11 protein-coding genes, 2 tRNA genes, 3 rRNA genes and 1 pseudogene are annotated in these 19,930 nt (G+C 64.8%); 4 read left to right on the top strand and 13 right to left on the bottom strand.

The features are described 5' to 3' along the window. Nucleotides 1-239: 239 nt before the first annotated feature. From rrf to G3A44_RS08410, 5 genes are all read right to left on the bottom strand, one after another. Nucleotides 240-352 (bottom strand): 5S ribosomal RNA (gene rrf / locus G3A44_RS08430). Nucleotides 353-520: 168 nt separating this feature from the next. Beyond that, nucleotides 521-3,400 (bottom strand): 23S ribosomal RNA (locus G3A44_RS08425). A gap of 310 nt (nucleotides 3,401-3,710) precedes the next feature. Beyond that, nucleotides 3,711-3,786 (bottom strand) — tRNA-Ala (locus G3A44_RS08420). A 16-nt stretch (nucleotides 3,787-3,802) separates the two neighbouring features. Next, a tRNA-Ile gene (locus tag G3A44_RS08415) sits at nucleotides 3,803-3,879 on the bottom strand. 194 nt (nucleotides 3,880-4,073) lie between these two features. Further along, a 16S ribosomal RNA gene (locus G3A44_RS08410) occupies nucleotides 4,074-5,598 on the bottom strand. The 16S, 23S and 5S rRNA genes sit together here with 2 tRNA genes alongside, the layout of an rRNA operon. 370 nt (nucleotides 5,599-5,968) lie before the next feature. On the opposite strand from G3A44_RS08410, the gene G3A44_RS08405 reads away from it, so the two are divergent. Beyond that, a complete protein-coding gene (locus G3A44_RS08405) occupies nucleotides 5,969-6,343 on the top strand; it encodes a hypothetical protein (protein ID WP_163457061.1) in 375 nt (124 codons plus the stop codon). 384 nt (nucleotides 6,344-6,727) lie between these two features. Here the strand turns inward: G3A44_RS08405 and G3A44_RS08400 are convergent, their stop codons facing one another. From G3A44_RS08400 to G3A44_RS08385, 4 genes are all read right to left on the bottom strand, one after another. After that, the gene (locus G3A44_RS08400) at nucleotides 6,728-7,663 is read right to left on the bottom strand and encodes an SPFH domain-containing protein (RefSeq protein ID WP_163457060.1); all 936 of its coding nucleotides are present in this window, start codon (nucleotides 7,661-7,663) and stop codon (nucleotides 6,728-6,730) included. A gap of 26 nt (nucleotides 7,664-7,689) precedes the next feature. Then, nucleotides 7,690-8,175: an NfeD family protein gene (locus tag G3A44_RS08395; RefSeq protein ID WP_163457059.1), complete on the bottom strand. Its 486-nt coding sequence runs from the start codon at nucleotides 8,173-8,175 to the stop codon at nucleotides 7,690-7,692. A 58-nt stretch (nucleotides 8,176-8,233) separates the two neighbouring features. After that, nucleotides 8,234-10,825, bottom strand: coding sequence for a cyanophycin synthetase (cphA, locus tag G3A44_RS08390; protein WP_163457058.1), 2,592 nt, complete (start codon nucleotides 10,823-10,825; stop codon nucleotides 8,234-8,236). Nucleotides 10,826-10,923: 98 nt separating this feature from the next. Next, complete coding sequence (locus tag G3A44_RS08385) at nucleotides 10,924-13,122, bottom strand: cyanophycin synthetase (protein ID WP_163457057.1); 2,199 nt, start codon at nucleotides 13,120-13,122, stop codon at nucleotides 10,924-10,926. A 243-nt stretch (nucleotides 13,123-13,365) separates the two neighbouring features. On the opposite strand from G3A44_RS08385, the gene G3A44_RS08380 reads away from it, so the two are divergent. Together G3A44_RS08380 and G3A44_RS08375 are read left to right on the top strand one after the other, a co-directional pair. Further along, nucleotides 13,366-15,705 (top strand): cyanophycin metabolism-associated ABC transporter, encoded by a 2,340-nt coding sequence (locus tag G3A44_RS08380; RefSeq protein WP_163457056.1) that lies wholly within the window; start codon nucleotides 13,366-13,368, stop codon nucleotides 15,703-15,705. 29 nt (nucleotides 15,706-15,734) lie between these two features. Continuing rightward, the gene (locus tag G3A44_RS08375) at nucleotides 15,735-16,202 is read left to right on the top strand and encodes a cyanophycin metabolism-associated DUF1854 family protein (protein ID WP_163457055.1); all 468 of its coding nucleotides are present in this window, start codon (nucleotides 15,735-15,737) and stop codon (nucleotides 16,200-16,202) included. A 96-nt stretch (nucleotides 16,203-16,298) separates the two neighbouring features. Here the strand turns inward: G3A44_RS08375 and G3A44_RS23440 are convergent, their stop codons facing one another. From G3A44_RS23440 to G3A44_RS08360, 4 genes and pseudogenes are all read right to left on the bottom strand, one after another. Beyond that, nucleotides 16,299-16,628, bottom strand: coding sequence for an FKBP-type peptidyl-prolyl cis-trans isomerase (locus G3A44_RS23440; protein ID WP_239061764.1), 330 nt, complete (start codon nucleotides 16,626-16,628; stop codon nucleotides 16,299-16,301). Nucleotides 16,629-16,655: 27 nt separating this feature from the next. Continuing rightward, nucleotides 16,656-16,991, bottom strand: a pseudogene (locus tag G3A44_RS23435) (FKBP-type peptidyl-prolyl cis-trans isomerase); the annotation flags it as partial. 58 nt (nucleotides 16,992-17,049) lie between these two features. Continuing rightward, nucleotides 17,050-17,991, bottom strand: a complete 942-nt coding sequence (gene gluQRS / locus G3A44_RS08365) for a tRNA glutamyl-Q(34) synthetase GluQRS (protein WP_163457053.1) — start codon at nucleotides 17,989-17,991, stop codon at nucleotides 17,050-17,052. A gap of 8 nt (nucleotides 17,992-17,999) precedes the next feature. Further along, entirely contained in the window at nucleotides 18,000-18,998 is a 999-nt protein-coding gene (locus G3A44_RS08360) for a LysR family transcriptional regulator (protein WP_163457052.1), read from the bottom strand. Nucleotides 18,999-19,183: 185 nt separating this feature from the next. Here G3A44_RS08360 and G3A44_RS08355 point away from each other — a divergent pair, with 185 nt between their 5' ends. Next, complete coding sequence (locus tag G3A44_RS08355; RefSeq protein ID WP_163457051.1) at nucleotides 19,184-19,885, top strand: pirin family protein; 702 nt, start codon at nucleotides 19,184-19,186, stop codon at nucleotides 19,883-19,885. Nucleotides 19,886-19,930: the final 45 nt, after the last annotated feature.

Here is a 19,930-nt window from a genome sequence, read left to right as displayed (position 1 = left end):
AAGGAATTGAAGTGAACTTCACTTCTTACTTCCATGAGCGCTCAAAGCCTTTCGGCCTCGGGGCTTTCGCCCTTTGACACTTCGCTTCAAGCGCCCACGCTTATCGGCTGTAGATTTTTAAAGAACAGAGCACTTGGCTCACCAGCTCATCGCTGAAGGATGGGATCATAGCACAATCACATCCTTCAGAGAAGAAAAACGCCCGGCAAAGACCGGGCGTTTTACTCTGGTATGGAGTAGCCTGACGATGTCCTACTTTCACACGGGAATCCGCACTATCATCGGCGCAGAGGCGTTTCACTGTCCTGTTCGGGATGGGAAGGAGTGGGACCACCTCGCTATGGTCATCAGGCTTTAACTTGCTGCCAGGCCGCACACGGGGTGTGCGGCTTGGCGAATTCAAAGCGTCGAAATCAGCGTTATTTGAAGATGATTGCGTGCCACCAGAAGGGGCAACAACCTGTTGTACACATCAGTACTTGTACAGGCATTGATGTCCTGTCGTGGACATCAAAGTTATAGGGTCAAGCCTCACGGGCAATTAGTACTGGTTAGCTTAACCGGTTACCCGGCTTCCACACCCAGCCTATCAACGTCCTGGTCTCGAACGACCCTTTAGCAGGCTCAAGGCCTGGGCAAGACTCATCTTGAGACGAGTTTCCCGCTTAGATGCTTTCAGCGGTTATCTCTTCCGCACTTAGCTACTCGGCAATGCCATTGGCATGACAACCGATACACCAGCGGTGCGTCCACTCCGGTCCTCTCGTACTAGGAGCAGGCTCTCTCAATCTTGCAGCGCCCACGGAAGATAGGGACCAAACTGTCTCACGACGTTTTAAACCCAGCTCACGTACCTCTTTAAATGGCGAACAGCCATACCCTTGGGACCGGCTACAGCCCCAGGATGAGATGAGCCGACATCGAGGTGCCAAACACCGCCGTCGATATGAACTCTTGGGCGGTATCAGCCTGTTATCCCCAGAGTACCTTTTATCCGTTGAGCGATGGCCCTTCCATACAGAACCACCGGATCACTTTGTCCTACTTTCGTACCTGCTCGACTTGTCAGTCTCGCAGTCAAGCACGCTTATGCCAATGCACTATCAGCACGATTTCCGACCGTGCCTAGCGTACCTTCGAACTCCTCCGTTACGCTTTAGGAGGAGACCGCCCCAGTCAAACTGCCCACCATACACTGTCCCCAACCCGGATAACGGGTCAAGGTTAGAACCTCAAACACACCAGGGTGGTATTTCAACGTCGGCTCCACCAGAACTAGCATCCTGGTTTCAAAGCCTCCCACCTATCCTACACAGATCTGTTCAAAGTCCAATGTAAAGCTACAGTAAAGGTTCATGGGGTCTTTCCGTCTTTCCGCGGGGAGATTGCATCATCACAAACATTTCAACTTCGCTGAGTCTCTGGAGGAGACAGTGTGGCCATCGTTACGCCATTCGTGCAGGTCGGAACTTACCCGACAAGGAATTTCGCTACCTTAGGACCGTTATAGTTACGGCCGCCGTTTACTGGGACTTCGATCAAGAGCTTGCACCCCATCAATTAATCTTCCAGCACCGGGCAGGCGTCACACCCTATACGTCGACTTTCGTCTTTGCAGAGTGCTGTGTTTTTAATAAACAGTCGCAGCCACCGATTCTCTGCGGCCCCTTTTAGCTCCGTTTGTACAACTTCACTGACTCAGGGCACACCTTCTTCCGAAGTTACGGTGTCAATTTGCCGAGTTCCTTCTCCAGAGTTCTCTCAAGCGCCTGAGAATACTCATCACGCGCACCAGTGTCGGTTTGCGGTACGGTCGTGTGCAGCTGAAGCTTAGTGGCTTTTCCTGGAAGCAGGGTATCACTCACTTCGGCAAGCATGCTTGCCTCGTTATCACCCCTCATCTAAGACCCCCGGATTTGCCTAAGGGCCATGACTACAGGCTTGAACCGGGACATCCAACACCCGGCTGAGCTAACCTTCTCCGTCCCCACATCGCACTACACATCGGTACAGGAATATTGACCTGTTTCCCATCAGCTACGCATCTCTGCCTCGCCTTAGGGGCCGACTCACCCTACGCCGATGAACGTTGCGTAGGAAACCTTGCGCTTACGGCGAGGGGGCTTTTCACCCCCTTTAACGCTACTCATGTCAGCATTCGCACTTCTGATACCTCCAGCGGGCCTCACGACCCGCCTTCACAGGCGTACAGAACGCTCTCCTACCACGTGCCTTGCGGCACATCCGCAGCTTCGGTAACTGGCTTGAGCCCCGTTACATCTTCCGCGCAGGACGACTCGATCAGTGAGCTATTACGCTTTCTTTAAATGGTGGCTGCTTCTAAGCCAACATCCTGACTGTTTTAGCCTTCCCACCTCGTTTCCCACTTAGCCAATTTTGGGGACCTTAGCTGGCGGTCTGGGTTGTTTCCCTCTTGTGTCCGGACGTTAGCACCCGGTGCACTGTCTCCCAAGCTGTACTCATCGGTATTCGGAGTTTGCCAAGGTTTGGTAAGTCGCCATGACCCCCTAGCCTAAACAGTGCTCTACCCCCGATGGTAATACTTGAGGCACTACCTAAATAGTTTTCGGAGAGAACCAGCTATCTCCAGGTTTGTTTAGCCTTTCACCCCTATCCACAGCTCATCCGCTAGTTTTGCAACACTAGTCGGTTCGGACCTCCAGTGCGTGTTACCGCACCTTCATCCTGGCCATGGATAGATCACCTGGTTTCGGGTCTACACCCAGCGACTCAAAACGCCCTATTCGGACTCGGTTTCCCTTCGCCTACCCTACTCGGTTAAGCTTGCCACTGAATGTAAGTCGCTGACCCATTATACAAAAGGTACGCAGTCACCCTTTCGGGCTCCTACTTTTTGTATGCATGCGGTTTCAGGATCTATTTCACTCCCCTCCCGGGGTTCTTTTCGCCTTTCCCTCACGGTACTAGTTCGCTATCGGTCGATTACGAGTATTTAGCCTTGGAGGATGGTCCCCCCATATTCAGACAGGATTTCACGTGTCCCGCCCTACTTGTCGTGCACTTAGTTCCACCAAAGACTTTTCTCATACGGGGCTATCACCCGCTATGGCCGGACTTTCCAGACCGTTCTGATAAATCGATGGCTAAAGAGCACAGGCTCTTCCGATTTCGCTCGCCACTACTTTCGGAATCTCGGTTGATGTCTTTTCCTCGAGCTACTGAGATGTTTCAGTTCACCCGGTTCGCCTTGCATGCCTATGTATTCAGCATGCAATACCCTAAAAGGGTGGGTTTCCCCATTCGGAAATCTCCGGATCAAAGCTAATTTGCCAGCTCCCCGAAGCTTATCGCAGGCTATCACGTCCTTCGTCGCCTGTAATCGCCAAGGCATCCACCACATGCACTTAGTCACTTGACCCTATAACTTTGATGTCAAGGACTGATGTGAGTATTCGCGTTGTTGCCGTTCTTCATACTCGCTTTGGAGTTGAAGTCTGGTGACGCAATCATCTGTCAACAGTTTCTGGTGCATAACGCGGAGTAGAACTTTCGTCCTGACTCTTTGCCACACCAGCGCTGTCAACGCTGATTCGACTCTTTGAATTTTTAAAGAACAACAGCCTTTATTTGAAGGCAAACTCAACCGACCTGCGTAGAGCCTTATGCATCTACGCCAAGACGTTTGAGTTTGCGCTCAACGCGACTCACTTTCGCGAGCCTAGATGATCTGGTGGAGGATGACGGGATCGAACCGACGACCCCCTGCTTGCAAAGCAGGTGCTCTCCCAGCTGAGCTAATCCCCCGGCAGGCGGAAATGGTTGGTGGGTCTGGTTGGATTCGAACCAACGACCCCCGCCTTATCAAGACGGTGCTCTAACCGACTGAGCTACAGACCCACGCATTGCTTGCGGCGTGAGCGTCAGGCCTGCTGGCTGCTGGCAGCGGGTGGTCATCGTCCTGGCTTGTCTTGCGAGGCCGACATGACGCTCCACCAGGCTCACACTCTCATCCGCTTATCACCCATTGATCACTGTTGTTTCTGACTACAGCCGATAAGTGTGGGCGCGTTGAAGGAATGTGTATTTTCCAGAAAGGAGGTGATCCAGCCGCACCTTCCGATACGGCTACCTTGTTACGACTTCACCCCAGTCACGAACCCTGCCGTGGTAATCGCCCTCCTTGCGGTTAGGCTAACTACTTCTGGCAGAACCCGCTCCCATGGTGTGACGGGCGGTGTGTACAAGACCCGGGAACGTATTCACCGCGACATGCTGATCCGCGATTACTAGCGATTCCGACTTCACGCAGTCGAGTTGCAGACTGCGATCCGGACTACGACCGGTTTTCTGGGATTGGCTCCCCCTCGCGGGTTGGCAGCCCTCTGTACCGGCCATTGTATGACGTGTGTAGCCCTACCCATAAGGGCCATGAGGACCTGACGTCATCCCCACCTTCCTCCGGTTTGTCACCGGCAGTCTCATTAGAGTGCCCTTTCGTAGCAACTAATGACAAGGGTTGCGCTCGTTGCGGGACTTAACCCAACATCTCACGACACGAGCTGACGACGGCCATGCAGCACCTGTGTGCAGGCTCTCTTTCGAGCACTCCCAAATCTCTTCAGGATTCCTGCCATGTCAAGGGTAGGTAAGGTTTTTCGCGTTGCATCGAATTAAACCACATCATCCACCGCTTGTGCGGGTCCCCGTCAATTCCTTTGAGTTTCAACCTTGCGGCCGTACTCCCCAGGCGGTCAACTTCACGCGTTAGCTACGTTACTGAGAAGAAACCCTCCCAACAACCAGTTGACATCGTTTAGGGCGTGGACTACCAGGGTATCTAATCCTGTTTGCTCCCCACGCTTTCGTGCATGAGCGTCAGTGCAGGCCCAGGGGATTGCCTTCGCCATCGGTGTTCCTCCGCATATCTACGCATTTCACTGCTACACGCGGAATTCCATCCCCCTCTGCCGCACTCAAGCCTTGCAGTCACAAAGGCAGTTCCCAGGTTGAGCCCGGGGATTTCACCTCTGTCTTACAAAACCGCCTGCGCACGCTTTACGCCCAGTAATTCCGATTAACGCTTGCACCCTACGTATTACCGCGGCTGCTGGCACGTAGTTAGCCGGTGCTTATTCTTCAGGTACCGTCATCCTCCCGGGATATTAGCCCAGAAGATTTCTTCCCTGACAAAAGCAGTTTACAACCCGAAGGCCTTCTTCCTGCACGCGGCATGGCTGGATCAGACTTTCGTCCATTGTCCAAAATTCCCCACTGCTGCCTCCCGTAGGAGTCTGGGCCGTGTCTCAGTCCCAGTGTGGCTGGTCGTCCTCTCAGACCAGCTACAGATCGTCGGCTTGGTAGGCCTTTACCCCACCAACTACCTAATCTGACATCGGCCGCTCCAATAGCGCGAGGTCTTGCGATCCCCCGCTTTCACCCTCAGGTCGTATGCGGTATTAATCCGGCTTTCGCCGGGCTATCCCCCACTACTGGGCACGTTCCGATGCATTACTCACCCGTTCGCCACTCTCGAGGGTTGCCCCTCTACCGTTCGACTTGCATGTGTAAGGCATGCCGCCAGCGTTCAATCTGAGCCAGGATCAAACTCTTGAGTTCGATCTGTTTGTTGCTCAAGGAATTGAAGTGAACTTCACTTCTTACTTCCATGAGCGCTCAAAGCCTTTCGGCCTCGGGGCTTTCGCCCTTTGACACTTCGCTTCAAGCGCCCACGCTTATCGGCTGTAGATTTTTAAAGAACAACTGCAATCAATTTGCAGCGAAGGGATGTATTCTGTGTCGACAACACACGCCCGTCAAGCCCTTTCTGAAAAAAGATCGGCCGGGCCGCCTCACCCGGCATCCGAACACCCGTCCGCCGGGGCTTGTCGACGGGCGGGCCCGAGGCAACTCGTGCCCACTTGACTGCAAGGCGTGGCACCGACGCCTACACTCTGCCGGTCTGCTTCAATCCCATCGCAAGTTGCATATGAGCTGGCTCTCCGTTCTCAAGGTGATCCCCTGGTCCGAGGTGATCTCCAATGCGCCCAAGATGGTGGACACGGCCAAGAAGCTCTGGCGCCCCCCTGAGGCCGCCGCGTCAGACGGTAGGAACATGGCGACAGCAACGGAGCTCGGAGACCCTGGTTCCTTGGCCGGGCGCCTCTTGGCCACCGAGGCGGCATTGGCCCAGGCGGTTGCCCGACAGGATGAGCTTTCCGGCTTGGTCAAGGCCATGGCGGAACAAAGCGCCAGGCTTGTGGCCCAAGTGGAAGCCCAGCAACGCAGATTGCGCTGGTTGACCTGGACCCTCTTGGCATCGTTGGGTCTCAGCTTGTGGGCGGTTTGGCGACTGCTGGGTTGAAGAAGACCCCCGTCTCCCCCACTTTCTGCGGGAACCCTTCGCTCGCGTATGGAGTTCCCGTCGATCTAACCGCCCGGCAAAGGGCTTGACTATGGACTTTTTGCAGAAGACGCTCAGTCGCGTTGCCCGGATATTCATGTGGGCTGCGGCCGGACTGGCTGGACTGGCGCTGCTGGTGCTTGGACTCTTGGCAGGCTTGCTGCTGTGGTCATGGCTGAGGCTTCGTGGGCGTCCCGCCCCGCAGCCCTTGTACTGGCCATCCCGGCGCAACGCGGGACCGGTTACGGCAAGGGATGTGGTCGATGTGGAGGTGCGTGAGGTCAGCGAGCCTTCCATCCGCCTGCAGGGATCCGGCACCTCCAAACCACTGGGCTGAACCCTCGGTCAAGGACGGTCGCCCGTTGCCGCGGAGCCGCCGCGTGGCGTCTGCAACAGGGTCATGGCGCTGCCGATCAGGCCGGAGACTTCAGAGAGATTGGCCGGCACGATCATGGCGTTGTTCTTCTGCGCCAGCTGGGAGAAAGCGGCGACAGCCTTCTCCGCCACTTGAAGCTGGACAGCCTGCGCGCCTCCCGGCGCTTGCAGGGCTTCAGCGATCTGCCGGATGGCTTGCGCAGAGGCCTCGGACACCGCGATGATGGCCGCGGCCTGGCCTTGCGCCTGGTTGATCTCGGCCTGCCGCTCCCCTTCAGAGCGTGCGATGGAGGCCTCACGCTCGCCGGTCGCGATGTTGATCTGCTCTTGCTTGCGCCCCTCGGAGGCCGCGATCAGTGCGCGCTTTTCCCGTTCGGCCGTGATCTGCGCCTGCATGGCGCGCAGGATCTCGGCCGGCGGCGTGAGGTCCTTGATCTCGTAGCGCAAGACCTTGACGCCCCAGTTGGCGGCGGCCTCATCCAAGGCACTGACGACCGCGCTGTTGATGGCGTCGCGCTCCTCGAAGGTCCTGTCGAGCTCCATCTTGCCGATGACCGAGCGCAAGGTGGTCTGGGCCAGCTGCGTGATAGCAACCACGTAGTTGCTGGAGCCATAGCTCGCCCGCATCGGGTCGGTAACCTGGAAGTAGATGATCCCGTCGACCTGCAGCTGGGTGTTGTCACGGGTGATGCACACCTGGCTGGGCACATCCAGCGGCACCTCCTTGAGCGAGTGTTTGTAGGCGACTCGATCCACGAAGGGGACGACCAATTTGAGACCCGGGGTCAGGGTGCGGTCAAAACGCCCCAGGCGCTCCACCACCCACGCGTGCTGCTGGGGCACGATCTTGAACGTCCGCATGATGAAGACAACGGCCAGCACCAGCAGGATGAGCGCGATTTCCATGACGGGTTCTCCTCGAAGGTTCAGGGCTAGGGGTGTGCAGCGTCAGCAGCCCCCGCACGGTCGCTGGCAACAGCGGTGTCTTGCTGAGGCTTCAGGATGAGTTGGCTGCCCTGGATGGACACCACATGGTGCCAGCCTGGGCAGCAGGCCACGCCGGGGGCGCACACGGCATCCCATGCCGCGCCGCGGTAGTGGACCCGAGCCCGTCCATCAGGAGACCAATGCTCGACGACCACGCGAGCCCCAAGGTCCAGCAGCACGGCGGGATCGGCGGCGGCCGGCACCTCATGGCGGCGCCCGCGGCGCAAGTGCCAGGCGACCGTGGCGCCACCGCCAACCAGCGCAGCGCCGACAAACTGAAGTGTGGCGGACGCCCCTGCCAGGGCGAGCAAGGCAGCCGCCGACGCGCCCAGCGCCAGCATGAGCAGGTAGAAAGTGCCGGTCAGCAACTCCAGCGTCACCAGCAGCCCGGCGGCCACCCACCACGCCGCCCCGATGGACAAATCGAACATGGTCGTCTCCGGTGTCGGTGACCGACTGTGCGCGGTGGGTCCGCCCCACCCGCGAGGGTCAGAGGCTGCCGATCGTCGTGGCCGTCACCGGCGCCTGGGTGCAGCGTCGGGCCAGATGGGCCAGGGCTTCTTCGACCTGGTCCACGAGCACCAGGCACAGGTCGCCCGGATTCAGGCGGGAGAGGGCCGTGTCGATGGCAACGAATTCGCCACGGATCTCCAGCACCTCCCGGGTGCGGGGAGCCCCCTCGAGGCCCTGGCGAAGCAGCGCCAGCACCTCACCGTCCTCGCGTCCACGCTGGCAGGCGTCCTGATAGAGCACCACCTCGTCGAAGGCCGCGCCCAGGATCTGGGTCTGTTCACGGATGTCTTCGTCGCGACGGTCGCCAGCGCCTGAAATGACCACGGAGCGGCGGGCGCCCGGCAGGGCGCTGACGGCCTGGACCAGGGCACGCATGGCATCCGGGTTGTGGCCATAGTCGGCGATCAGGGTGGCCCCGTGGTAGTCCATGACGTTGAAGCGGCCAGGGGCGTTGTCAGCGTCGTTGACGAAGCTGGACAGCCCAGCACGGATCGCGTCCCAGCCCAGGCCCACCCCCCAGCCGGCCGCCACGGCAGCCATGGCGTTCTCCACCTGGAAGGAGATCAGGCCCCCACGGGTCAGGGGAATGTCCGCCAGAGGAATGTTCTCTCGCCAGCTGCCCTCGCAGGCCACCAGGTGACCGTTCTCGACGAAGACGCAACGCTTGCCCTGCGCTCGGTGGGTGGCCAGCACCGGGTGGTGGCGGTCGGACGCGAAGTAGATGATGTCGCCGGGGCAGGTATGGGCCATGCTGACGCAATGCGCGTCCGTAGCGTTGAGCACTGCGTAACCATCGGGGGCCACGTTCTGCACGATCACCCGCTTGAGCACCGCCAGATCCTCGACCGTGGTGATGTAGTTCAGGCCCAGGTGGTCACCCGCTCCAATGTTCGTGACGACGGCCACCTGGCAGCGGTCGTAGCCCAGGCCCTCGCGCAGGATGCCACCGCGGGCGGTCTCGAACACCGCAGCGTCGACGTCCGGGTTCATCAGCACATTGCGGGCGCTGCGCGGCCCCGAGCAGTCGCCAGAGTCGATCTGTCGCCCGTTGACATGCACGCCATCGGTGTTGGTCATGCCCACCCGCAAGCCGCTGGCGGCAAAGAGATGGGCGATCAGCCGCGTGGTGGTGGTCTTGCCGTTGGTGCCGGTGACGGCCACCACCGGAATGCGGCCGTTCTCGCCCGGCGCAAAGAGGTGGTTGGTGATCGCCTCACCAACGGCCCGCCCCTTGCCAAAGCTGGGTGAGAGGTGCATGCGCAAGCCTGGCGCGGCGTTGACCTCCACGATGCCGCCGCTCTGCTCCTCCAGCGGACGGATGACGTTCTCGCACACCACGTCCACGCCACAGATGTCCAGACCGATCATCTGCGCGGCGGCCACCGCGCGGGCGGCCACATCCGGGTGGACGTCGTCGGTCACATCGGTGGCCGTGCCACCGGTCGACAGGTTGGCGTTGTTGCGCAGGATGACCCGCCGGCCCTTCTCGGGCACGGAATCAGGCGTCAGGTCCTGCAGTGCCAGCCGGGCCACGGCGATGTCGTCAAAGCGGATCTTGGTCAGCGAGGTGGCATGCCCGTCGCCGCGGCGCGGGTCGCGGTTGACCTCCTCGACCAGTTGGCGCACCGTCTGCACGCCATCACCGATGACCAGGGGCGGGTCACGCCGCGCCGCGGCCACCAGCCGGTTGCCCACCACCAGCAGGCGGAAGTCGCTGCCCGGCAGGAACTTCTCCACCATCGGCGGGCCGATCTCCTCGGCGGCCTTGAAGGCGCCCTCCAGCTGCTCACGGGTGGTGATGTTGACGGTCACCCCCTTGCCCTGGTTGCCGTCCTGCGGTTTGACAACCACCGGCAAGCCGATCTCCTGGGCCACAGCCCAGGCTTCATCCATGGTGGCGGCCGGCCGACCCACCGGCACCGGCACGCCGGCCGCGGCCAGCAGCGTCTTGCAGAGGTCCTTGTCCTGAGCGATGGATTCGCTCACCGCGCTGGTCGAGTCCACCTCGGCGGCCCAGATGCGGCGGGCTTTGCTGCCCCAGCCAAACTGCACCAGGGAACCGGTCGTCAGGCGCCGGAACGGGATGCCCCGGGCCACCGCAGCATTGACGATGCTGCCGGTGGACGGCCCCAGGCGCACGTCCTCGTCGGTTTCGCGCAAATCGGCCAAGGTGGCCGCCAAGTCAAAGCCCCCCTGGCCCTGGGCCGCCTGGATCAGCGCCTCGGCCGCGGCGAGGGCCTTGCGGCCCACCTGCTCCTCGCTGTACTCCACCACCACCTGGTAGGTGCCCTCCTCCACGGTCTGGGTGGTGCGCGAGAAGCTCACCGGACAGCCGGCCTGGGCCTGCAGCGCCAGCGTGGCGGCCTCCAGCACGTGGGCCAGCGACACCTGCTCCGGCGCGCGCCGGAAGGAGCCCAGGTTGGGGAACAGCGCCCGCAGGCGGTCCTCAAAACCGGGCAGCTCGGTGATGGCACGCTCGGGGGGCGGGCAGGACACGATGGCCTCGACGGCCGTGTGCCGGCTCCACAGGTTGGGACCACGCAGGGCCCGGATGCGGGAGATGTCCATGGCGGGAATCAGCGGTACAGCGACAGGGTTCGCACCTCCGGCCGCCGTCTCTTGGCGGGGCTCGGTGGCACAGGGGTGGGATCGGGGGGGCAGGCGCCTCAGGCGGCCTGCAATTCGAAGGTCTCCAGACCGGCGCCGATGAGCTCAGGCGAGATGCCGAAGGCCCAGGCCGTGGCGACCGCGGCCAGCAGCGCCTCGCCCAGCTCGGCATCCTGCGGTCGGCCCCAGCGCCCGAGCAGGCGCTGCAGCTGCACGCCAGGCTGCTCACCACTGCCATGGGCCAGCACCACACGCCCCTGGCGCAGCAGCACAGCCCGGCCACCGGCCTGCAGGTGGGCCGTCACAGCCTCGGGCACGCCGGCGTCCACCTGGGCATACAACAGCACTTCGCCATCACAGAGCTCCGCGAGCTCCAGCACCCGGGCATCGTTGGCGTTGAGCACGCCCACGCCGTCGCCCAGCACCACGTCGATCTGGGTGCGCAGCACCTTGTAGAGGTGCTCGGGCTGTCGGACGTCATGGTGGGCAAGGTCGACGTGGCCATCAAAGTCGGTCACCACGCCCACGGTGCAGCGGTCGTAGGGCAGCCCGTCATCGAGGATCAGTGAGGCGGGGTTCTCGAACACCGCCGCCTGGGCCTCCCGGTTCATCAGCAGGCGGTGGGCCGCATCCCAGGGCTGGCGGCCCGGGTTGCCGATGCGGCGGTTGCCCGCCCAAAGCCCTTGGCTGCAGGCCAAGGCGGTGTGGCGTCCACTCAGGTGCACCAGCCAGGCCACCGCACGGGCAATCGTGGCGCAGCCCCGGGAGCCGGCAATGCCGACGATGGGAATGCGACCGGCGTGGACATCGTCCTCGCTGCCTGGGAACAGGTGCTCGACGATCGCCTGCCCGACCGGACGGGGCTGGCCTTCGGCGGGCTTGAGGTGCATGAGCAGGCCGGGGCCGGCATTGACCTCGACGATGGCCCCGCGGGTCTGGCTGAAGGGCTTGGAGACATCGGTGGTCACCAGGTCGATGCCAGCGATGTCCAGCCCAACCACACGGGCCGCCAGGGTCACCGCGGCGGCCACCTCAGGGTGCACCTCGTCGGTGCAGTCGATGGCCAGGTTGCCGTTGCGCTGGATGAGCACGGCCTTGCCGGCGGCGGGCACCGAATCGCCGGTCAGGCCTTGACGCTCCAGGGTGTGGCGGATCACCGGCTCGCGGTCCAGGTGGATGGTCTCCAGCGGAAACTCCTCGGCCTCGCCGCGCCGCGGGTCGGTGTTGAGCTGGCTGTCGATGAGCTGGGCGATGGAGGAGTGGCCATCGCCGGTCACCCACAGGCTCTCACCCCGGCTGGCGGCCACCACCTGGCCGCCGACGACCAGCAGGCGGTGCTCGTCGCCCAGGATGTAGCGCTCGACGATGACCTCGCTGCCCTCCGCATCGGCGATGTGCCAGGCGGCCTCCACCTCCTCGCGGGTGTTGAGGTCCAGGCTCACACCGCGCCCATGGTTGGCGTCGCTGGGCTTGACGACGACCGGCAGGCCGATGTCCTCGGCGGCCTCCCAGGCGTCCTGCGGGCGGGCGACCACCTGGCCTTCAGGCACGGGCACGCCCACGGCGGTCAGCAGGGTCTTGGTCAGGTCCTTGTCGCCGGCAATGCTCTCGGCAATGGCGCCGGTCAGGTCGGTCTCGGCGGTCCAGATGCGCCGTTGGCGGGCGCCATAGCCCAGTTGCACCAGATTGCCGTCGTTGAGGCGGATGTGGGGGATGCGGCGGTCGGTGGCGGCGCCGACGATGGCCGCGGTGGACGGCCCCAGGTAGCAGTCGTCGATGGCGGCGCGGATGGCCTCCACGGCCGCATCCACCTCGAAGGGCTCGTCATTGAGCGCCGCGGTGATCAGGGCGTGGCCCTGGGCCAGCGCCACGCGGCCCACCTGCTCGTTGCGGGCCCGGAAGACCATGCGGTAGACGCCAGTGTGCGAAGTGCTGCGGGTCTGGCCGAAGCCGGTGGGCATGCCCGCCAGGTTGAGCAGCTCGATGACACAGTGTTCCAGCACATGCCCGGCCCAGGTGCCCTCTCGCAGGCGCTGCAGGAAGCCGCCCTTCTCGCCCACACCACAGTGGTGCTCCGCCAGGTCAGGCAGCAGCGCCAGCAGGCGATCGGTGAAGCCGGGGATCAGGTGCGACGGCTGCTCCTCCAGGGTCCCGAGGTCCAGCCAGGCCTCCATCACCGGGCGATAGGTCCAGATGTTGGGCCCGCGCAGGAAGCTGACGCGCTGCAGGGTGATCGTCTTGCGTGAGGTGCTGGTCATGGAATCGTTGGGACTCTCGAGCGATGGACGGCCACCGGCCCGGGATATGAGGAGTTGGGGATCCAAGGGGGGATTTTGCGCCTGCCGCGGTCAGCCGCCGCAGGCCTTGGCACGTTGCATCCGGGCAGGCCCCTCACCGGCGGCCAGCCCGGCGGTGGCGCATGGCGGAAAATCGCCGGTCCACCGCCTCCTTTGCACGGGTTGCGCGCCCGGCATACGCCGGTCCCTCTTCAGGCCCACCACATGGCCCACGCACGACACGAACACGCTCAAGATTCCGCTCTCCCGCGCACCACGGCGCCACTGGATGCCGGAGAGAACGTTCTCGCCGCCCTGGAGGTTGACCTCGACGCCCGGTTGCACTTCACCTCGGGCCAGCTGCTGCTGACCGACCGGCGCCTGTGGGCCCGCACCGATGGGGCGACCACCTGGCAGAGCTGGCCCCTCACCCCGGGATGGCGCCTGCACCACCACGACCACGCCGGCGTGGGCACCTTGCAACTGCGCGAGCCCGACGGCGCCGGCGGCGAGCGTGCGGTGGCCGCCTGGCGCTTCACCCTGGCGGTCAACGTCCAGGCGTTGCGGCTGGCGCGGCGCCATGCGGCACGCCAGTCGGAGCTGGCCGAACAGGCCCGTGGCGGCACCTTGGCGCCTGCCGAGGCCGACCCCACCGTCTGCCCGCACTGTCACGCCCCGCTTCCGGCCGACAGCGAAGACTGCGCGGTGTGCGAGCGCGAGCTCAACACCCCGCCCTCTACCTGGGTGCTGCTGCGCCTGTGGCGCTTTGCCCGGCCCTACCAGGGCATGCTGTTGGCGGGCTTCCTGCTCACGCTGGCCTCCACGGCCGCCACGCTGGTGCCACCCTACCTGACCATCCCGTTGATGGACGAGGTGCTGATCCCCTTCCAGAACGGGCAGCGCATCGACCAGGGTCACGTCATCGCCCTGCTCAGCGGCTTGCTGGGTGCGGGCCTGCTGGCCTGGGCCCTGGGCTGGGCCCGCACCTGGTTGCTGGCCCTGGTATCCGAGCGCATCGCCGCCGATCTGCGGACCTCGGCCTACGATCACCTGATGACGCTGTCGCTGGACTACTTCGGCGCCAAGCGCACCGGCGACCTCATCGCCCGCATCGGCTCGGAGACCGACCGCATCTCGGTATTCCTTTCACTGCATGCGCTCGACTTCGCCACCGACGTGCTGCTGCTGGCCATGACCAGCGCCATCCTGTTCTCGATCAACCCCTGGCTGGCCCTGGTGACCTTGCTGCCCCTGCCCTTCATCGCCTGGATGATCCACCGGGTGCGCGACAAGCTGCGCACCGGTTTCGAGAAGATCGACCGGGTCTGGGGGGATGTGACCAACGTGCTGGCCGACACCATTCCAGGCGTGCGGGTGGTCAAGGCCTTCGCGCAGGAATCGCGCGAGTCGCGCCGGTTCAAGGACGCCAACCAGGCCAACCTGGCGGTCAACGACAAGATCAACAAGACCTGGAGCCTGTTCACGCCCACCGTCACGCTGCTGACCGACATCGGACTGTTGGTGGTCTGGGGCTTCGGCATCTGGCAGGTCAGCCGCGGCCAGATCACCGTGGGCGTGCTCTCGGCCTTCCTGGCCTACATCGGGCGTTTCTACGTGCGGCTGGATTCGATGAGCCGCATCGTCTCGGTCACCCAGAAGGCCGCCGCCGGCGCCAAGCGCATCTTCGACATCCTGGACCATGTCTCCAACGTGCCCGACCCTGCCCAGCCGGTGCCGGTGGCCGAAGGGGGCGTGCGCGGCGCAGTGCGGCTGCAGGGTATTGGCTTTCGCTATGGCAACCGGTCGGTCATCCGCGGTCTGGACCTGGACATCCGCCCCGGCGAGATGATCGGTCTGGTGGGCCACTCGGGCTCGGGCAAGAGCACGTTGGTCAACCTGATCTGCCGCTTCTACGACGTGAGTGAGGGCGCCATCCTGGTGGATGGGGTGGACATCCGCCGCTACGCCGTGGCCGACTACCGGCGCCACATCGGCCTGGTGCTGCAGGAGCCCTTCCTCTTCTTTGGCACCATCGCCGAGAACATCGCCTACGGCCGGCCCGACGCCACCCGCGAGGAGATCATCGCCGCCGCCCGCGCCGCCCATGCCCACGAGTTCATCCTGCGGCTGCCGCAAGGCTATGACTCGCTGGTGGGGGAGCGCGGCCAAGGCCTGTCGGGCGGCGAGCGCCAGCGCATCAGCATCGCCCGTGCGCTGCTGATCGACCCGGCGCTGCTGATCCTGGACGAGGCCACCTCGGCCGTGGACACCGAGACCGAGAAGGAGATCCAGAAGGCGCTGGACAACCTGGTGCAAGGCCGCACCACCATCGCCATCGCCCACCGTCTGTCCACCCTGCGCAAGGCCGACCGCCTGGTGGTGATGGACCGCGGCGAGGTGGTGGAGGTGGGCCCCCACGAAGCCCTGATGGCCCGGCAGGGTGCCTACTGGCGCCTGTATGAGGCCCAGGCCCGCAAGGCGGAGGAGGACGGCGAGGAGCACGACGCCGCCCTGCTGGCCCACCACCTGCCCCAGCCCTCGGCGCACACCGCCGCGCAGGGCTGACCCCCTCCACGCTTGACGGAGTCACCCTGATGCCCCCCTTCACCCTGCACCGCGACGGCCTGGGCCGGCTGCGGCTCACCGACGCCCAGGGCACCGTGCACGAAGACGTGCAGCCGGTGCGCGCCTTCCCGCTGGCCGCGCCGGAACAGCACATCTCGCTCATGGGGCGCGATGGCCATGAACTGGTCTGGATCGACCACCTCGACCAGCTGCCCGCCAGCACCCGGCAGGTGCTGGAGGCCGAGCTGGCGCAGCGCGAATGCCTGCCGGTGATCCAGCGCATCGACAGCGTGTCCACCTTCGCCACGCCCAGCCAGTGGCAGGTGCAGACCGACCGCGGGCCAACCACACTGCTGCTCAAGGCCGAGGAGGACATCCGGCGCCTGCCCGAATCCGGTCGGCTGCTCATCACCAGCGGCCACGGTATCGCCTTCTTGGTGCAAGACCGCTTTGCCCTGGACCGCAGCTCGCGGCGCCTGCTCGAGCGCTTCCTCTGAGGCCCCGGGCGCGTCCGCGCGCCCATGAAAAAGGGGCGCCCTCGCGCCCCTTCCAATCCACCGGGCACCGCCAGGCGCCCGGTGCTGCCGCCGCGGTCAAACGCCCAGCAGCTCGACCTCGAACACCAGGGTGGCGTTGGGCGGGATCACGCCGCCGGCGCCGCGCGGGCCGTAGCCCAGGTGCGCCGGGATCACCAGGACGCGGGTGCCACCGACCTGCATGCCCTGCACACCATCGTCCCAACCCCGGATGACCATGCCAGCGCCGAGCTGGAACTTGAAGGGCTGGCCACGGTCCTTGCTGGAGTCAAACTTGCGGCCGCGGCCGTTCGGGGCCGCCGGGTCATGCAGCCAGCCGGTGTAGTGCACGCTCACGCGCTGGCCGGCGGTGGCAGTGGCGCCATCGCCCACCACCACGTCGGTCATCTCCAGCTGCGGGCGCTCAGGCGTGGGCAGCAGCTCCACCTCGAAGACCAGGGTGGCGTTGGGCGGGATCACGCCGCCGGCGCCACGGGCGCCATAACCCAGCTCGGGCGGAATGGTCAGCACACGGGTGCCGCCGACCTTCATGCCCTGCACGCCTTGGTCCCAACCCTGGATGACCATGCCGGCGCCCAGGTCGAACTCGAAGGGCTCGTCCCGGTCCTTGCTGGAGTCGAACTTCTGGCCGCGGCCCTTCGGGGCCGCGGCGTCATGCAGCCAGCCGGTGTAGTGCACGGTCACGCTCTGGCCGGCACGGGCCTCGGCGCCGGTGCCGGGCACCACGTCGTCGATGATCAATCCGCTCATGGGGAGAACCTTTCGTCAGGGGGCGGGACCGACCCTGCGGGTCGGCCAAAGGCCGCGATCATGCCACCGGCCGCCAGGGCCAGGCCTGCACCGCGGCGGCCAGCCAGTCGGCCAGCGGCAGTTCTCCGGTCGGCAAACCCTGCAAGCCCAGGACCGCTGCAGCCTGGCGCAGCGCCAGCAGCGGGCGATCCAAGTCCAGCGCCTGGGCGCCGTTCTGCTTGCTCAGCTTCTGGCCGTCGGCCGCCAGGACCAACGGGGTGTGCAGATAGCGCGGCAGCGGCAGGCCCAGGCAATGCTGCAGGTGGATCTGGCGCGGGGTGTTGTCGGCCAGGTCCTCGCCACGCACCACATCGGTCACGCCCTGGGCCCCATCGTCCACCACCACCGCCAGCTGATAGGCCCACAGGCCGTCGGCACGGCGCAGCACGACATCGCCCACGGCCAGGGCCAAGTCCTGGTGCTGCGACCCCAGGCGGCGATCTTGCCAGTGCAGCAGGCCATCTGCCGGCTGCAGCCGGTCGGTGCGCAACCGCCAGGCCGGGATACGCGCCGCGCCCGCCTCCCCCTTGCCCAACGCCGCCACCACGCCCGGGGAGCCGGGGCGGCAGGTGCCGGGATAGGGAGTGCCCCCGTGCCGGGTGGGCTGCCAGCCGCGCGCTTGCAAGGCCTGCTCGATGGCCCTGCGGCTGCAATGGCAGGGATAGGCCAGCCCGGCGGCGACCAAACGCGCCAGTGCTTCCTGGTACGCGGCATCCCGGTCGGACTGCCACCAAGGCGGGGCATCCGCCAGCAGGCCGCACCGGGCCAGCTGCCGCAGCTGCAGCTCACCGGTGCCGGGCGGGCAGCGCGGCCCATCCACATCCTCCACCCGCACCAGCCATCGCCCACCGTGGGCACGGGCATCCAGCCAGCTGGCCAGGGCCGCCACGAGCGATCCGGCATGCAGCGGGCCGGTGGGCGACGGCGCAAAACGCCCGACGTAAGGACGTGAGGCGGCCATACCCGGACTCAATCCACCGCGGAAGGCACGGCACCGGCAGGAAACCGGTCCATCAACGCCGCGCGGGTGGCGGGACTCTCCAGCTGTTCCAGCCACCACCTCAGGGCCAGGCCCTGGGGGGCCTTGCGGGGAGAGCCCAATGCCGCACTGCGCCATGCATAGGCAAAGCGCCCCTTTTGGCGCTGACGCCGGACCTCCCGCGGCACCAGCCGGCCCAGGCGCAGGTGGTCACGCACCAGAGGCTCAGGCACAAAACCGCACCCCAACCCGCGCAGTTGGGCCTCGATCTTGGCCTGCATGCTGGGCACGGTCAGCACGTCCTGGCCCGGCAACAAGTTCACGGTCAGCGGCGCCAGGCGCTGCGCCGAATCGGCCACGGCGATGGCGCGGTGGCGCACGATGTCGGCATCGTCCAGCGGCTCGGCCACCTGCGCCAGCGGGTGATGCGGCGCCACCGCAAACACGAAGTTCACCTCGCCCAACGGACGCACGTCGATGCCGGCCGACGTGGCGGCGTCCATCGGCACCCCGATGGCCAGGTCGGCCTGGCCCGTCACCAAGGCCTCCCAGGTGCCGTTGAGCACCTCGGTGCGCAGACGCAGGCGGGTCCCGGGCCCGCCTTCCAGGCCATCGGGCCGCAGGCCATAGAAGGCCTCGCACAACTCCAGCAGGGTCAGGCGCGAAACCAACCCGTCGGCGGCGATGGTCAGCTGGGTTTCCCATCCGCAGGCCACGCGCCGCACGCGATTGGCCACCGCATCCATTTCGGCCAGCAGGCGGCGCCCTTCGGCCAGCAGCTCCTCGCCGGCAGCGGTCAGGCGCGCCTGGCGCGAGCGGCGGTCAAACAGCAGCACATCCAGCGCATCCTCCAGCTGCCGCACCGAATAGGTCAGGGCCGAGGGCACCTTACCCAGCTCCCGCGCCGCCGCGGCAAAGCTGCCGGTCCGCGCGATGGTGTCCATCATGGCCAGGGATTCGGGCGTCAGGGCGTTTCGGCGTGGTGTCATGGAGCGGGCTGGCGGAGGGGCGGACGGCGCTGCGGGCCAGGGGATACCGAGCCGGAAGACCCGGCATCCGAGGGGACATTCATGTTATTTGAAAGATGGCGTCAAGCACCCCACGCCCCGCCAGAAGCCGGTCGCCCTACAGTGACATCTCCATCCTCTCGCTTCCATTCCCGGAGTCCTACGCCATGCTGCAACTGCGACGCGCCCAGGACCGTGGCCTCGCCGACCACGGATGGCTCAAAAGTTTTCACACCTTCTCGTTCGCCGATTACCACGACCCAGCCCACATGGGCTTCGGCAACCTGCGGGTGATCAATGAGGACCGCATCGCCCCGGGCACCGGCTTCGGCACCCATGGCCACCGTGACATGGAAATCGTCAGCGTGGTGCTTGCCGGCGAATTGAGCCACCAGGACAGCCTGGGCCACCGCACCGTCATCCGCCCGGGCGAGATCCAGCGCATGACCGCCGGCACCGGCGTGCGGCACAGCGAGTTCAACCATGCCCCTGGCGAGGAAACCCACTTCCTGCAGATCTGGCTGCTGCCCGCCGCACGCGGGCTGACCCCGGGCTACGACCAGCGGGCGGTGGACCCGCAGGCCGTGCGCGGCCGCTTGCACTGCGTGGCAAGCCCCCAGGGCGCAGGCGACGCCCTGCAGCTCAATGCCGATGCCTCGCTCTACCTGGGGACGCTGGACGGCGAGGCCACGGCCACCTTGCCCTTGGCGGCCGGTCGTCGGGCCTGGGTGCAGGTGCTGCGGGGCCAGTTGCGGGCCCAGGGGCACACCCTGGCTGCGGGCGACGGTCTGGCGCTGTGGGACGAGCCCCTGCTGTCGCTCAGCCACGGCATGCAGGCCGAGGTCCTGGTCTTCGACCTGGCGGCCTGAAGGCGACGCGCCCGCCGGGGACTCTGCGACCCCGGCCAGCCGGGG

The organism is Ideonella livida, assembly GCF_010499455.1.
GTDB lineage: Bacteria > Pseudomonadota > Gammaproteobacteria > Burkholderiales > Burkholderiaceae_C > Ideonella > Ideonella livida.
The sequence above is the reverse complement of the archived record's forward strand: the minus strand, read 5'-3'. Positions and strand labels throughout refer to the sequence as shown.